This is a genomic window from Pseudomonas sp. XWY-1, from assembly GCF_002953115.1.
GTDB lineage: Bacteria > Pseudomonadota > Gammaproteobacteria > Pseudomonadales > Pseudomonadaceae > Aquipseudomonas > Aquipseudomonas alloputida.
This window is the reverse complement of the sequence record NZ_CP026332.1, coordinates 5127078-5141793: the sequence shown is the minus strand read 5'-3', so window position 1 is coordinate 5141793 and position 14716 is coordinate 5127078. Positions and strand designations below refer to the sequence as shown.

Below are 14716 nucleotides of genomic sequence, written 5' to 3'. Positions count from 1 at the left end.
GATCTGCAACGTGCACTGATAGATGTGCTCAAACAGTTCCTGCAGAAGATCAGCGTACTTGAGCGGCCATCAAGTGCCGCCCATCACGCTTTGCACATATCGCATCACAGCCGGCGCTTTCTCGAAGCGCCGGTGAACCAGGCTCAGCCACGAGCTAGCCTGGCAATCGACGACCCGCCGGTAATTCACCTGCGGCAGGTTGATGCGCTGCACCACCGATTCCGGGACTACTGCAATGCCTTGCCCAAGTGATACCAAGGTAATCACGGCCACCAGGCTGCCGGGTTGTGGGCCAAGCATCGGGACGAAGCCACCTTGCGCCGCCACTTCCAGCGTGCCGGAAATCTGTTCGGGCAGAATGAAGGTTTCATTGGCCAGGCGCGAGGCCGGGATCTGCGGCACTTCGTTGATCCGCGAGCTGGCGGGCAGGGCGAGAACGAAACCTTCCTGGTGCAAGGCGATGGCTTCCAGCTGGTCAGGAAGCTCCATCGGTGAGCGCACGTAGGCAAGGTCAAGTAAGCCGTCGCGGACCATGCCGGGTAGTTCGGCCATGGGCAGTTCACGGATATTCAGGCGCACGCCAGGGCAGGTTTCGCTGTAGCGGCTGACTTGCTGCTGGAGCATGCCCGAGTAGGCGGCCGAAGCCACGTAGCCCAGTTCGATACGCCCGCTTTCGCCACGGGCTGCGCGTTGTGCACCCAGCTGCGCGGCGTCGAACTGGCGCACGGCCTGTTCGGCCTCAATCAACAGCGCCTGGCCGGCGGCGGTGAGGTTGACCTCGCGCTGGCTGCGCTCGAACAAGCGCACACCCAGCTCGCGTTCCATGTCCTGGATCTGCCGGCTGAGGGTGGGCGGGGCGATGCCCAACTGCTCGGCGGCCCGGGTGAAATGGCCGTGGCGGGCGACGCAGAGAAAATAGCGGAAATGGCGGATTTCCATCAGGTGTTACCTGCAGGGTAATGACGCGGGCCTCCGGGGCTAACAAGCCTTGGCGCAGGCGGCGGTATGGTAAGGCCAACACTACAAGGCTGGTGGCTTGGCGGCAAAGCCTGCCTGTGCAATTGCAGGGACCGCACAACATTCCAGGGCTATGCATTATCTGGAGCGCGCAGCGGTCCCGGCGATCCTGCAGGTTAAAGGCACTTCAAACCAACCAGCCCAGCTTCTGGAGCCCCACCATGCCCTCTGCACGCTTCACCCTGCTTACCGCCTCCCTGGTCTGCGCCCTGATCATCCTCGACACCAACATTGTCGCGGTCAGCCTGCCCAGTATCGCCCGCGACCTGTCTGGCTCGTTCGCCGATATCGAATGGGTGGTCAGTGCCTACCTGCTGGCCTTCGCCGCTTGCCTGCTGCCCGCCGGCAGCCTCGCCGACCGCTTTGGCCGCCGGCGCATGCTGCTGCTCGGCCTGGCCCTGTTCGGCCTTGCCTCGCTAGCCTGCGGCGCGGCGCCCAGCCTGCTATTGCTCGACCTGGCCAGGGCCGCCAAGGGCATCGGCGCGTCCCTGTTGTTGACCTCGGCACTGGCCGCCATCGGCAACTGCTTCCACCAGCCGCAGGAGCGCATGCGCGCCTGGGCCTTCTGGGGTGCCTGCATGGGCGCCACCATCACCTTTGCGCCGCTGCTCGGCGGGGTGATCGCCAGTACCCTGGGCTGGCGCTGGATCTTCTACATCAACCTGCCGTTGGTGGCGTTGCTGGCAGTGATGGTGCTGCGCAGTGTAGAAGAGTCCCGCGACAGCGCGGCGGCCCGGCTTGACCCATGGGGCAGCCTGACTTTTGCGGGTGCCCTGGGCTATCTGATCTGGGCGATGATCGATGCTAACCAGGTGGGCTGGGGCAGTGCTCAAACCCTGGGCCGGCTGCTAATCAGTGCCTTCCTGTTTGGCCTGTTTATCATGGTCGAGCGCAACCAGGAACGGCCGATGATCGACCTTCAGCTGATGCGCAGCGGGCGGTTCGTGGGTGCTTTGCTGGGCATGTTCGCCTACGCCGCCTGCGCCCAGGTGATGATGACTTTGCTGCCGCTGTACCTGCAAAACGGCCTGCAACTGTCCGCATTGGCAGCCGGGGCCGGCATGCTGCCGTTTGCCGTGGCCATGTTGCTGGCACCGCGCTTGGGCATGCGCCTGGCGGCGCACTTGAGCCCGGCGCAGGTATTCGCCCTGGGCCTAGTGCTGGTGGGGGTGGGCAACCTGCTGTGTGCCTGGGCCGCCGGGTTTGGCGGCTATGCAGCCTTTGCCCTGGCCAGCCTGGTGCTGGGGGCGGGTGCCGGGCTGCTAAATGGCGACACCCAGAAAAACATCATGGCTTGTGTGCCACGCCAGCGTACCGGGATGGCTTCCGGTTTGAGTACAACTACGCGCTTCGGGGCCATCGTCCTGGCTATCGGTTTACTGGGCGGCGTACTGGCCGCCCGCAGCGGGCAATTGCTTCACGAAGCCCTGGTTGCCGTAGCGCCATCGCAAGTGGGCCAGGTTGCTGCGATGGCCACGCGGGTAGCGGCGGGCGACCTGCAGGCGGCCCTGGCGCTGCTTGATCCGGGCTTGCGTGAAGCGGTGGCACCCTTGGCCCGCCAGGCGTTCATGGGTGGCTTCGAGGCCGTGTTGCAGGTTGCGGGCCTTGCAGCGCTGGTGTTCGCGGTGGTGGTTGGCGTGCTGCTGAGCCGCCCGCTGCCCGCTACGCAGGAAACGTTACTGGCGCAAAGCCCACCCCTGTAAAAGGCATGTATCCACACCGGCAAAACCGCTTTGGAGCCGCACTCGGATGAATAGGTAGCTGACCGCAGTTATTTCACCCTTGCGCGCAACTAATACAACCGGAAAATGTCATTTCACTGCGCGCCAGCAATGGCGCGTGGATGATGCTGGCGCTGGCCAGTAAAACTATACCGAGGCAAGGAGCTTCCCGTGCACAACGACGACTATTCCGACCCGCTATCAATCCCGGCGGACCAACTACCGCCAGGCGTTTTCCCGCCGATGCCGGGCTACACCATCGCCGACCTGCTTTATGTTGCCTACCAACCCACTGAAACGCTACTTGAAAAGCTCGATATCGACCCGGGCCTGATTCGCGAAACCAGCATCGCGTTTGCCAGCCATCTGTATCAGGCGCTGGAAAGAGACGATATCCAGTATCAGATCGCGACCTGGTACCAGAAGCCCTATGACCACCCTGAAATGCGTGTGCGCAGTGTGGAAATCATCGCTGAACAATTCGGGATCATAACGATAGAAGCTGTCGCTGACTCATTGGAGGGCTCACCGCTGCGGCAACTGGGTAAAGACTTCTTTGCGGAATACATCGAACTGGCCGGTTGTGCCATCAAGAACCACATCCTGAAGTTGAACGACCCCGAGTTTGACCCGTTTGCGAGCCGCGAAAGTGAATAAGGTTTAAGTGCTGGAGGCGCCCGCGATGTGGTGCCTCCAGCTACCCGAAAAATAAATGAGGTGTTTTCTCATTCTCGTTCGGCTTGTAGAGAAGGCCGGAATACAGGCCAGCCCGCCGACACTCTACGGAGCGAGAAAATGAGTTTGACCCCGGTTCCACAGCGCCATCCATTGAGCCGTGCCGTGCGCGGCGCGTTTTTGGGTATGGTTGTCAGCAGCTACGCGCTGCCATCGCTTGCACAACCCGTAAACGCTGAGCACACCAACCCGCTGCAGCAGTGGAACATTCCGGGTGGCCCTTTGGAACCGGCGCTCGACCGCTTTGCTCGCCAGGCGGGTATCAGCCTGTCCTTCGATGCCCAAAACGTCGCTAACCGCAGCACCCAGGGCGTACAGGGCAACCTGGAAACGTCGGCAGCGTTGTCGTCGCTGTTGCAAGGCACCGAATTACAAGTCGAGCAGCAAGGCCCCAACGCCTACCTGGTGATTCCACAACCAAAGCCTGCCGGCCCGCTGGAGCTGGGCGCGACCGAGGACTACCGCCTGGCGCCTGTCATCATCAATGCCAAGGTCAAGGCCAGCGCCGACGATGACGCCAACTCGGTGGTTGCCAAGGAGCTGTGGGTTGGGGGCAAGGTGGCGACCAGCATCCTCAACACGCCCGCGTCCGTGTCGGTGGTGACCAACAAGGAAATGCAGCAGCGCAGCGTCAGCACCACCGAAGAGGCGCTGCAGTACACCCCCGGCGTGGTCAGCGACTACTACGGTTCGGACGACCGCAACGACTACTTCCTGATCCGCGGCTTCCAGGCCACCACCTACCGAGACGGCCTGACCCTCAGCTCGATGCGCGGTGTGCGCGAAGACCCTTACGCCTACGAGCGTATCGAAATTCTGCGGGGTGCCAACTCCACCCTGTTCGGCCCGGCAGACCCGGGTGGCTCGGTCAACTTTGTGACCAAGCAACCACGCTTCGAGAAGTTTGGCCAAGGCTACGTGACCTATGGCTCCTATGACCATGCCGAAACCGGGATCGATGTAGGCGATGCGCTGAACGACGAACAAACCCTGGCCGGCCGCTTCACGGCCAAGATGCAGAACAGCGACCGCGAGTACGACCACTCCCAGGACGACAACCGCTTCGTGATGGGCGGCCTGACCTGGGCGCCGACCGACTACACCTCGGCTACCATGATTCTCGACTACCTGAAAACCAACAGCTCGCCGAACAGCGGTGGCTACCCGCTGGACAATGAGTACGACCGCAGCGACTTCTACGGCGAGCCCGGCTACAACTTCCACGATGTCGAGCGCACCAGCCTGAGCGGCAACATTACCCACGACTTCGACAACGGCTTCGTGCTGCGCAGCAACCTGCGCTACAGCGAGCTGACCGATGACTTTGGCTACGCCTACCTGAGCGACAACGCCTCGCGTGTTGGCACCACCATTCCACGCTACGTCTTCGGCACCGACAGCGATGCCGATCAGCTCAATGGCAACTTGATGCTGCAGTACGATGCCCAGTTCGAGCACATCGACAGCAGCACGCTGGTGGGCGTCGAGTACCTCGACTCGACGACCAAACAGAGCTCGGTCTACGGCCTGGCGCCCTCCATCGACATCGCCAACCCGGTATTCACCGGCGTGCCTGGCGGCATCACGCCCTATACCCGCAAAAAGAATGACGCCACCACCAAGGCGGTTTTCCTGCAGCAGAACCTGTCGTTCTTTGACCGCGTCATCGCGACCGCAGGCGTGCGCAATGACTCGATGGACCTGTCGAGCAAGGAATACATCGGTGGCGAGCAGACCGAAAAGGACAACTTCTCCGAAACCTCCTACCGCGCGGCACTGACCTATATCGTCAACGATGAAGTGTCGACCTACGTGAGCATGGTGGAGTCCGTCTCGCCCCCGCAGGTTGGCGTTACACCGCAGACCGGCAAGCAATACGAAGTGGGCATCAAGTATTCGCCCATGGGCATGGACGCACTCTTCTCCGCCGCTGTTTACGACCTGACCCAGGAGAACGTCACCATTGCCGTGGTGTTGCCAAGCGGCATCATCGAGCAGCAGACGGTGGGCGAGTCACGCGTGCGTGGCCTTGACCTGGAAGCCAAGGCACAAGTCACGCAAGACATCAGCGTGATTGGTGCTTACTCCTACATGGAGTCCGAGGTGCTGCGCGGGTCGCTGTATGACGGCTCTTCCTTGAAGGGCAATGAATTCACCACTGCGCCCAAACACACCGCATCGCTGTGGAGCTATTACGACATACCTGGCACTGACGTGAGTGTCGGCCTGGGCGCGCGGTATGTGGGGGCGTACTACATGGATGCTGCCAATACCAAGAAGAGCGATGGGACCACGTTGTTCGATGCGGCGCTGAACTACAAGATCGCCAAAGGGACCGACCTGGCGCTGAATGTGAGCAACCTGTTTGACGAGCAGCATGTGGTGGGGTCGGGGACGGCGAATTACTACAACCCGGGGCGTGAGGTGACGGCGAAGGTGAGTTATAGCTGGTAGGGGAAATGTGTACCGGGTGGACGCTGGGCATTCGGCCAGCCTCCACCGTATTCTGATCAGCTAAATGAGGTAGGATAAAGGCTATTTGCCATTATCTGCCTGGCGTGTCCTGGGCATTGATAACGCGGCGCAAGCCATCAACAACTCCCAGGAAGGAATAAATGCGCACACAGGTAATTATTGAGGATCATGTCCTGCCGCAGTTGCTTACTTCGGCGATCGAAGCGTACGAGGTGTCACACAGGGCGCACGCGCGGGGACGAAGCAACAAGAAGCTCGAAACATTCGGCTTGCTGTGGGGGTATGCCTTACCCGTGCGCAACAACCTTCCTGCCCGCCTGGTTGCCGTGCTCGCCACGGTCGAAACTTCGGCACTCAGGCACTCGGAATGGGTAGAGCCTGATTTTGAATCCATCGCGATGAAGCGCGACTTCTTTGCAGAGTACTGGCCGCAGTTGGAGCTCATCGGCACGTTCCATTCGCACCCCTACGAAGACCTGAGCGAGGTCAACGATGCGAAAGGTTGGCGCGCTTCTGACGCCGATGTGAAGTTTTGGCCAGCGTTTCATGAGTCCGTATGCCCAGACATGGATGAACTAGCGCATCTGGTCATCGCCATTACCGCCCTTGGCCGTAAAGGCTCTGCGGAGCCCCAGCGCCTGCCGGGTAGTGAGTATTCTTCCGGCTATGTGGTCAGTGCAGAAAAGCGCAAGCTTTGGATCAAGGGCTACACCTCGTCGCTCTACGAGGAAATCGATGATGATGCGCCTTTCGATGAAGATTTCATGGCCGGAAACATTGAGATGGAACGCTCCTACGATGTGTGGGAAGACGATGATGTACTGCTTGAAATTCCCTCGCTGGAAGCACGTTTCAGGCACGAATTGCTGCGCAAATGAGCCCAGATAACCAGCCAGCGCTGTAAGAGGTGGTCGTAGCTGAGAGCGTGTGCCGGGCTGAGACTTGCGGCAGCAATTCCCGGTCCCGGCATTCAGCTATTAGTCATTCATCAACCACTGTTTCAATTCCTTGAGATTGCTCACCACCAGTTGCTGGGCCTCGGGCAGTATTGCCATGTTGCGGTGGTCGATCTGATACCGCTGCAACACATACTTCACTAACGCCCTGCGGCTGGGTACCACCAATTGCCCATCCGTCATGCCGAAGTCGGTTTCGATGATTGCCTTCTGCGCCGCGTTCAACCGCCCATCAGGCTCGAAGATGACGGGCACTTCCACATTCCAGTCTTCATCCTGCTCACGCGTGTTTGGCGATGCGTCGAGCAAGTCCGGCTGCCCGCGCAAGCGGCTCAGCACGAAGTCGCGGTACTGGCCGTTCTTTTCGCAGTAAGCCCGTACGTGCCAGCGCATGCCGGTGTACACCAGCGTGTGCGGGGCGATCAGGCGTACGTCGACGTTGGGGGTGTTGAAGGACACGTATTCGGTTTCCAGGCGCAGGCCTTCACGGCAGGCCTTGAGCAAGGGGCGCAGCACCTCTGGCCGAATTGGGCGATCGGGTACTTCCAGCACACGGGTGTGTGCATAGGCCAGTGCCAGCCCGTCGATGTGCGGGGCGCGCTCATTGTTCTGGTACAGCAGGTGCAGATAGGCGCTGGCGCTGTTGTCGATGAACCGTGGCTCGAACTGCTCGCTCGGTACATAGCCCTTTATCTGCTTGTCATACGTCAAGTTTTCGGGCGCATGCTCGGTGATGTAGGTATTGATGTCCTTCGAAGCCTGCTGGCGGCTGATGCCAAAGCTCTGCATCAGGTGCCCCGTGGTCAGCCGGCCTTCCCACCAGGCAACGGTCTCGATCAAACGATAGCGAAGTGCCAGGTCCCAGCGTACCTGCTCGATGGATTGCTTGCGTTTCATACCCTCTCCATGTGCGCGATTACTTTACCTGTATAAGTCTACATTCTAGACGTGTAGTTTTTCATTACATAACTTTGGCTCGCCTTCGGAATGCATCGGAGGCATCAAAGGACATGAACATGACGATGCCGGAAGTGATTGCGACGGGGGCCTTGGTGGCAATGGGGATCATCCTGCTGGTGCTGATCCAGCAAGGGTTGAAGCTGGGGGAGCTTGGCAAGAAGGTGGAGCACTGCCAGCGGGATTTGCGTTGGCTGCAAATTTGGGAGATGGAAAACCGCGAGCTGCGGTCAGCGTTGCGGGCGGAGCGAGAGCATGTTGCACAGTTGCAGCGCAAGGTGGTCATTTTGCAGGACATGGCTGTGACACAAGGCCGTTAAGGGAGGCTTTTGAATAGGCCGCTGCTTGGGCAGGTGCAGTGCTGAATGCCTACGGAACGGTTTAAAACCGATTTCACCTGGCCCGGTGGAGACTTACAATCAAATGATGGCATTATGCCTCATCAGCCATGCGGCTTCTTGAGCGCTAAGGGCTGCTGCAACCCTGCGCGGGGCACGGACCTTTAGCGGCGCAGCCAGTATCGGGTCGTGTGAGACCCTGCGCCAGACGCCATGTTGACCGCCTTGATACCCATGCTTCGCTTTTGCGGGCAGTTGGCAAACCATTTTACGAACGGAATCCGGCATGACCACTGAAGTAGTAGAAAGCAGCTCGTCGTTGATGAAGATGGTGGAAGCCATCGCCATTAGTCCCCAAGATGCGCGGGAGCTGGTCGCCCAGTACCAGGCGCAGGCGCGCAAGGCCTCGCCGTCTGCCTCGGAGCAGAAAATCGAGGACACGGTGGTCGACAAGATTATCAGCCGCTACTCAAAATTGGCCGCCACCTCTGGTGCTGCCACTGCACTGCCGGGTGTTATCCCGGGTATCGGAACCGCGGTGAGTGCTGTGGGCGGCGGGCTGGCGGACATTTCGGTGTGCATGAAGCTTCAGATTGATATGACGATGTGCCTGGCGGTGGCGATCAACGGGAAAATGTCCAATGAGGACGCCAAGCACATGTCGTACATCATCGCCCTCTATGGTTCGCTGGAGCAGATGGGGACTACGGGAACGACCCGGATCGCCAGCAAAGCCGGGGTGCGGATGGTCAAGAAGTACCTCACGGGTCCGGTTTTGCAAGTGATCAAGGATTTGTTCAAGAAGATCGGGATTACGTTCACCCAGAAGGCTGCCGCTAAAGTGATTCCTTTTGGGATTGGGGTTGTAGTGGGTGGCACGGCGAATTATGCGTTGACGAAGTATGTGGGGAAGACTGCTCGGGATACGTTTCGGCTGAGCCTTAAAGAAGAGGGTGTTATGGAGTGAGGGTTGGGGTTTGGGTGAACGGTTAGAGGCGTGCTTGTGGGGGGGGCAGGCTGAAGGCTGGGGTGTCGGCTTGTGCTGTATTTTGTGGGCCGGGGTAATCTGAAACCAGTCGGTATCTATCTGTTTTGGCGCGTAAATAATTTTTTGGTGAGCTTGCTTGGAATACCATTTGGAACGTTGCGTGGTCTGGATTCCCATGGACGGTGCATTTTGAGGCCTGCCCCAAAAACGAATCGTGGCCAACTCTATCAAGTAAGCGCGATAAAAGGGGACAGATTTATATTTTGCGTTCCGGTATTCAATCAACACCGGAAGACGTATTCGCGATGGCCGCTGTGAGTCTTCAGTGATTCCAACAGGGCGATAGCGTGATTACTCAACGGGATGCTGTGTGGGCGGCGCTTCTTCATCCGCTCCGGTGGGATAGTCCAGACACGCCTTTCAAAGTCGATGTCTGCCCAGCGAGTAGTTGCCGCCTCGGCGGGGCGAGTCATCGTGTGCAACTGCCATTCGATCAGGCAGCGGGTCGTGCGTTTGATGCTGGCGTTCGCGATCTCCAGCATGAGCTCGGGGAGTTCTTCGGGCGGAAGCGCAGCCATGTTCTCTTTCTTGGGCTTCTTGAATACTGCCCTGATGCCGGTGAGTGGGTTGGCGAAGATCAAGCCGGAGTTCACCCCGTAAGTCATGATTTCGTTCAGTCGCTGGCTAAGGCGCTTCACCGTCTCCAGGCTGCCTTTCGCTTCGATTGGACGAAGCAATGCGATCACCATCGGCGCGGTGATTTTTGCGAGTGGTGTCGTCTTCAAGTCAGGGAATACATGCAGCGTGAGCGACCGCCAAATGTCCTCGGCGTAGGCCGGGGTAACCGAGTCTTTTTTCAGCTCGAACCAGGCGGTGGCCACATTCTCGAAGGTGTGTTCCGTTTCTGCGCGCTTGGCTTCATTCAACGTATTGCGCTGTACCTTCGGATCGATGCCTTGGGCGAGCAGCTCGCGCGCTTCGACTGCCTTCTTTCGTGCGTTCGCCAGTGACAGTTCGGGGTAGGTCCCGAAGCCGATGTTGATGCGCTTCTTGGTCACCGGTTCGCGGTAGTTGAAATTCCACAGCAACGAGCCGTTGCTGCGTACTCGGAGCTGCAAACCGTCACCGTCAGTAAGGACGTAATCCTTGGACGCCGGTTTGACTCCCTTGAGCTGTCGATCGGAGAGGCGGAGGTTTTGAGCAGGCATGAGATTGTCCTCAAGCACTGATTCGGTATTCCAAAGATTAGCACCGGGTGAGCTGGAATACCGCCTGGAATACCCGAATGGCTGGAACTCAAAAACTCTCAAAAGACCGCAAAAGCGCTGGAGGCCGCGTATTTACTGGATCGCAGGCACAAAAAAAGACGTCCGTGGACGTCTTTGTTTGATCATTTGGTGGAGCCGGGGGGATTTGAACCCCCGTCCGCCAGTACTCCGCTGTCGGTACTACATGCTTAGCCGTGTCTACTGATTTAATCCGCAGCCGCCCGACGGGCAGGGTGCTTTGGATGAGTTGTGTAAGTTTTAGTCACTTCGCCCACAACGTGCTACGCGACGATCCTGTTCTGTATGACAATCATTTCGGGTTTACAGGCATCCCCTAGTGATTGCTGGAGCCGAAGCTACCAGAAGCAAAGGTCACTTACGCTGCGAGAGCGTAGGATTCCTCGCCGTAGGTTTCGTCATTGGCAACTATAGAAGTTGCAACAGTGGATTTACGAGTTCTGTTACCAACTCGGCATGCACCTAGAGTTTCGCTACCGGCGTCGAATCCTAATCGGCCCCGCACTAGCTCTTGGCTAACGCACCTTACGGCGCGTAGGACGGAGTATACGCCATTGCGCGGGCGACGTCGACAGCCGGTCCAGTCGCCCGCTTTGGGGCTCACGCGCCGCCGCCGCTGCTGCTGCTGCCTTTCTCGGTTTTTTCCAGGCGTTCCAGGACTTTGCTGGTAATGGCAATGCATTCCTTGGTGTCGCCCGAGGCCTGGGCGGCCTTGGCTTTGTCGACGTGCTCGGTGATGGCTTTGTCCAGGCCCTCGGAGGTGGCGCCGGCGGTGGCCATGCTGTCGTCGATCTTTTGCAGGTTGGCGGTGCAGAGGTCATCGGCGGCGAACACCGGCGAAGCCAGCAGGGTGGCGGCCGCGAACAGGGCCGAAAGTGCGGTACCTTTCATGGGTGTCTCCTCTGGGGCCTCTGGAAGGTGGGCCTGTAAGGTGGACTGCGGGGGATTGGCGGGGGTTCAATCGGGATGTGGCGGGGCGATATTGAGGTGGGGATGGCACCGGCGTTGCCGGTGTTCGCGGGTGAACCCGCGGATACGGCGGGCTGTGTATGACCACCGATGTGTGGGCACCACCAATCGGTGTAGGGGCGGGTTTACCCGCGAATGCGGTGGTGGCTGCGACGGTGGACGATGGGGAGAGATTGGCCAGCAGGGCTGGCCTCTTCGCGGGTAAACCCGCTCCTACGGGGGGGGGCTGTGTACAACCACCGATGTGTGGGCACCACCAATCTTCGTAGGAGCGGGTTTACCCGCGAATGCGGTGGTGGCTGCGACGGTGAACGGCGGGTGGGGATTGGCCAGCAGGGCCGGCCTCTTCGCGGGTAAACCCGCTCCTACACAGCGCTCCCCACCTATATCAACGCGTTAGAGGCTGCGTGGCCGGGTGACGCGGTCTACCAGGTACACCAGGCCGTGATAGTCGATGCCGCTGTGGCTCGACAGGCCTATCTCGCAGGTGCGGCTGGTGGAAATACCTTCGCTGCAATACTGCACGGCGTCCTTCAGGCTGCGCAGCGAGTGGGCGTTCAACTCGGGGGTGGTAAAGCCTTTGTCACCGGCAAACCCGCAGCAGTGAATGCCTTCCGGGATCACCACTTGTTTGCTGCAACGCCGCGCCAGGTCGATCAAGGCCTGGCTTTCGCCCAGGTGCTGGGTGCTGCAGGTCACGTGCACGGCTACCGGTTCGTCCTGGGGGGTGAACTCCAGTCGGTCAAGCAGGTGGGTGCGGATGAAGCGCACCGGGTCGTACAGGTCCAGCCGGGTGTCGCCCAAGTCCTGCACCAGGCGCAGGGTGCAGGGGCTGGTGTCGCAATAGATCGGGTCGAGGCCGCCGCGGCTGGCGTGCAGCAGGGCGGTGATCAGCTCCTGGCGCTTGTGTTCGGCCTGCTCGGGGTAGCCCTTGGAGGCGAACGGTTGGCCGCAGCACAGGCTGTCGGCGTTGTCGGGGAACACCACCTGGTAACCGGCCTTTTCCAGCAGGGCGCGGGTTTTGTCCAGCAGCGAGCTTTGCTCGCGGTCGGCATAGGCCGGGCCCATTACCCGGGAGACGCAGGCGGCCAGGTACACCACGCGGGGGCGGGCGTCGTTGCTGGTCGCGCCGAAGGGCAGCGGGCGCAGCGGTTGCGGCATGGCCGGGGTCCATTGGGGCAGGCGGCCTTTGCTGGCTTTGCTCAGCGAGGCGCTCAGGCGGCCCAGGCGCGGGGCGCCTAGCAGCTTGCGTGCGGTGTTGGCGGCGGTCAGGGTCAGGCGCGCACCGCTTAGGGCAGTGTGGAAATGCTCGGCCAGCCAGTCGGCGGTTTTAGCGTGGTCGGCGGCCTGGCTGCGCAGTTTCTTCACCAGCTCGCCGGTGTTGATGCCGACCGGGCAGCGCTGGGCGCACAGGCCGGTAGCGGCGCAGGTGTCGATGCCCTGGTACTGGTAGCTTTGCATCAGTTCACGGGTATCGATGCCGGCGCGCTGCTTGGCCTGGATGTCACGCCACATGACGATGCGCTGGCGCGGGCTGAGGGTCAGGCCCTTGGACGGGCACACCGGTTCGCAGAAGCCGCACTCGATGCACTTGTCGACGATTTCGTCGGCGGCAGGCAGCGGCTTGAGGTTTTTCAGGTGGATATCCGGGTCGTCGCTCAACACCACGTCGGGGTTGAGGATGCCGTTGGGGTCGAGCAGGCGCTTGAGCTTCCACATCAGCTGGTAGGCGTCGTGGCCCCACTCCAGCTCCACGAAGGGCGCCATGTTGCGCCCGGTACCGTGTTCGGCCTTGAGCGAGCCACCAAACTCCACCGCCACCAGTTGCGCCACGTCGTCCATGAACGCCTGGTAACGGGCGACTTCTTCGGCGCTGTTGAAACCTTGGGTAAAGACGAAGTGCAGGTTGCCTTCCAGCGCGTGGCCGAAAATGATCGCTTCGTCATAGTGATGCTTGTCGAACAGCTGGATCAGGCGGTTGACGCCTTCGGCCAGTTGCTCGACGGGGAAGGTCACGTCTTCGATGATGACCGTGGTGCCGGTCTGGCGCACGGCACCGACGGCGGGGAAGGTGTCCTTGCGGATTTTCCACAGCTGGTTGTACACGGCCGGGTCTTCGCTGAAGTCCACCTGCTGTTCCAGCGGGAAGTCGGCGATCGAGGCCATGATCTGCTGCAGTTGCTCGTGCAGCAGGCTCTGGCTGGCGGCGCGGGATTCGATGAGCAGGGCGCAGGCATTGTCCGACAGGCCTTTTACCCACAGCGGCATGCCGGGCATGTTCTGCACCGAGCGCAGGCTGCGGCGGTCGAGCAGTTCCACGGCTGAGACCGGCTGCTGCTTGAGCACGGGTACCGCGCGGCAGCAGCTTTCGACGCTGGGGAACACCAGCAGGGCGCTGGCCTTGTGCGGGTGGTCGGGCACGGTGTCGTACGTGACGGCGCTGATGAAGCCCAGGGTGCCTTCGGAGCCGACCAGCAGGTGCTGCAGGATGTCCAGCGGCTGGTCGTAGTCCACCAGTGCGTTCAGTGACAGGCCTGTGGTGTTCTTCAGCCGGTATTTGTGCCGGATGCGTTCAGCCAGCGCCGTGTTGGCGCGGGTTTCGCGGCCCAGGTGGGCCAGTGCTTCCAGCAGTTCGGCGTGGCTGCTTTCGAAGGCGGCGACGCTGGCCGGGTCTTCGCTGTCCAGGCGGGTGCCGTCGGCCAGCACCAGGCGCAGGCCCGCTAGGGTGTGGTAGGTGTTCTGAGCGGTGCCGCAGCACATGCCACTGGCGTTGTTGGCGACGATGCCGCCGATCTTGCAGGCGTTGATCGAGGCCGGGTCGGGGCCAATCTTGCGCCCGAAGGGGGCCAGCCAGGCGTTGGCCTGGGCGCCGATCACGCCGGGTTGCAGGCGAATCTGCTCGCCCTGGCGACGGATTTCGCGGCCGTTCCAGTTATCGCCGAGCACGATCAGCACCGAGTCGCTGATGGCCTGGCCAGACAGGCTGGTGCCGGCAGCGCGGAAGGTGACCGGCACCCGCTCGCGTTGGGCCAGTTTGATCAGGCCGACCACTTCGTCCTCGGACTCGACGCGCACCACCAGCTTGGGGATCAAGCGGTAGAAGCTGGCGTCGGTGCCGAAGGCCAGGGTGGAGGTGGGGTCGTCGAAGCGGCGTTCGGCGGGGATCAGGCGCTCGGCATCACGCAGGAACGCGGCGGGCAGGCTCATGCAGTCTCCTCGCGGGGCTGTGGCGTCTGTGCGCTACATGCCCCGGGTCATTCAGGCGGTGGTTCTT

10 protein-coding genes, 1 other RNA gene and 1 pseudogene are annotated in these 14716 nt (G+C 60.8%); 6 read left to right on the top strand and 6 right to left on the bottom strand.

The features are described from left to right. Positions 1 to 69: 69 nt before the first annotated feature. Positions 70 to 939 (bottom strand): LysR family transcriptional regulator, encoded by an 870-nt coding sequence (locus PRJ_RS24040; RefSeq protein ID WP_104962597.1) that lies wholly within the window; start codon positions 937 to 939, stop codon positions 70 to 72. A 239-nt stretch (positions 940 to 1178) separates the two neighbouring features. On the opposite strand from PRJ_RS24040, the gene PRJ_RS24035 reads away from it, so the two are divergent. The 4 genes from PRJ_RS24035 to PRJ_RS24020 all read left to right on the top strand — a co-directional run bounded on the left by PRJ_RS24035 (position 1179) and on the right by PRJ_RS24020 (position 6826). After that, positions 1179 to 2720, top strand: coding sequence for an MFS transporter (locus PRJ_RS24035; RefSeq protein WP_104962596.1), 1542 nt, complete (start codon positions 1179 to 1181; stop codon positions 2718 to 2720). Positions 2721 to 2909: 189 nt separating this feature from the next. Next, positions 2910 to 3395 carry a hypothetical protein gene (locus PRJ_RS24030; protein ID WP_104962595.1) on the top strand — a complete coding sequence of 162 codons (486 nt, stop codon included), beginning with the start codon at positions 2910 to 2912 and terminating at the stop codon, positions 3393 to 3395. Positions 3396 to 3533: 138 nt separating this feature from the next. Further along, positions 3534 to 5927 carry a TonB-dependent siderophore receptor gene (locus PRJ_RS24025; protein ID WP_104962594.1) on the top strand — a complete coding sequence of 798 codons (2394 nt, stop codon included), beginning with the start codon at positions 3534 to 3536 and terminating at the stop codon, positions 5925 to 5927. 161 nt (positions 5928 to 6088) lie between these two features. Then, positions 6089 to 6826, top strand: a complete 738-nt coding sequence (locus tag PRJ_RS24020) for a hypothetical protein (protein ID WP_104962593.1) — start codon at positions 6089 to 6091, stop codon at positions 6824 to 6826. A gap of 99 nt (positions 6827 to 6925) precedes the next feature. On the opposite strand, the gene PRJ_RS24015 is transcribed toward PRJ_RS24020, so the two are convergent. Then, positions 6926 to 7801, bottom strand: a complete 876-nt coding sequence (locus tag PRJ_RS24015; RefSeq protein ID WP_104962592.1) for a WYL domain-containing protein — start codon at positions 7799 to 7801, stop codon at positions 6926 to 6928. Between the two features lie 119 nt (positions 7802 to 7920). Here PRJ_RS24015 and PRJ_RS24010 point away from each other — a divergent pair, with 119 nt between their 5' ends. Both PRJ_RS24010 and PRJ_RS24005 read left to right on the top strand, forming a co-directional pair. Beyond that, complete coding sequence (locus PRJ_RS24010; RefSeq protein WP_070096287.1) at positions 7921 to 8181, top strand: hypothetical protein; 261 nt, start codon at positions 7921 to 7923, stop codon at positions 8179 to 8181. A 304-nt stretch (positions 8182 to 8485) separates the two neighbouring features. Further along, complete coding sequence (locus tag PRJ_RS24005) at positions 8486 to 9166, top strand: EcsC family protein (protein ID WP_003249877.1); 681 nt, start codon at positions 8486 to 8488, stop codon at positions 9164 to 9166. A gap of 311 nt (positions 9167 to 9477) precedes the next feature. On the opposite strand, the pseudogene PRJ_RS24000 reads toward PRJ_RS24005, so the two are convergent. From PRJ_RS24000 to PRJ_RS23985, 4 genes and pseudogenes are all read right to left on the bottom strand, one after another. Beyond that, positions 9478 to 10395, bottom strand: a pseudogene (locus PRJ_RS24000) (integrase arm-type DNA-binding domain-containing protein); the annotation flags it as partial. Positions 10396 to 10582: 187 nt separating this feature from the next. Continuing rightward, positions 10583 to 10974, bottom strand: a transfer-messenger RNA (tmRNA) gene (ssrA, locus tag PRJ_RS23995). A 99-nt stretch (positions 10975 to 11073) separates the two neighbouring features. After that, positions 11074 to 11364, bottom strand: coding sequence for a hypothetical protein (locus PRJ_RS23990; protein ID WP_104962591.1), 291 nt, complete (start codon positions 11362 to 11364; stop codon positions 11074 to 11076). 474 nt (positions 11365 to 11838) lie between these two features. Beyond that, on the bottom strand, positions 11839 to 14649 hold the full coding sequence (locus PRJ_RS23985; RefSeq protein WP_104962590.1) for an FAD-binding and (Fe-S)-binding domain-containing protein: 2811 nt from the start codon (positions 14647 to 14649) through the stop codon (positions 11839 to 11841). Positions 14650 to 14716 lie beyond the last annotated feature (67 nt).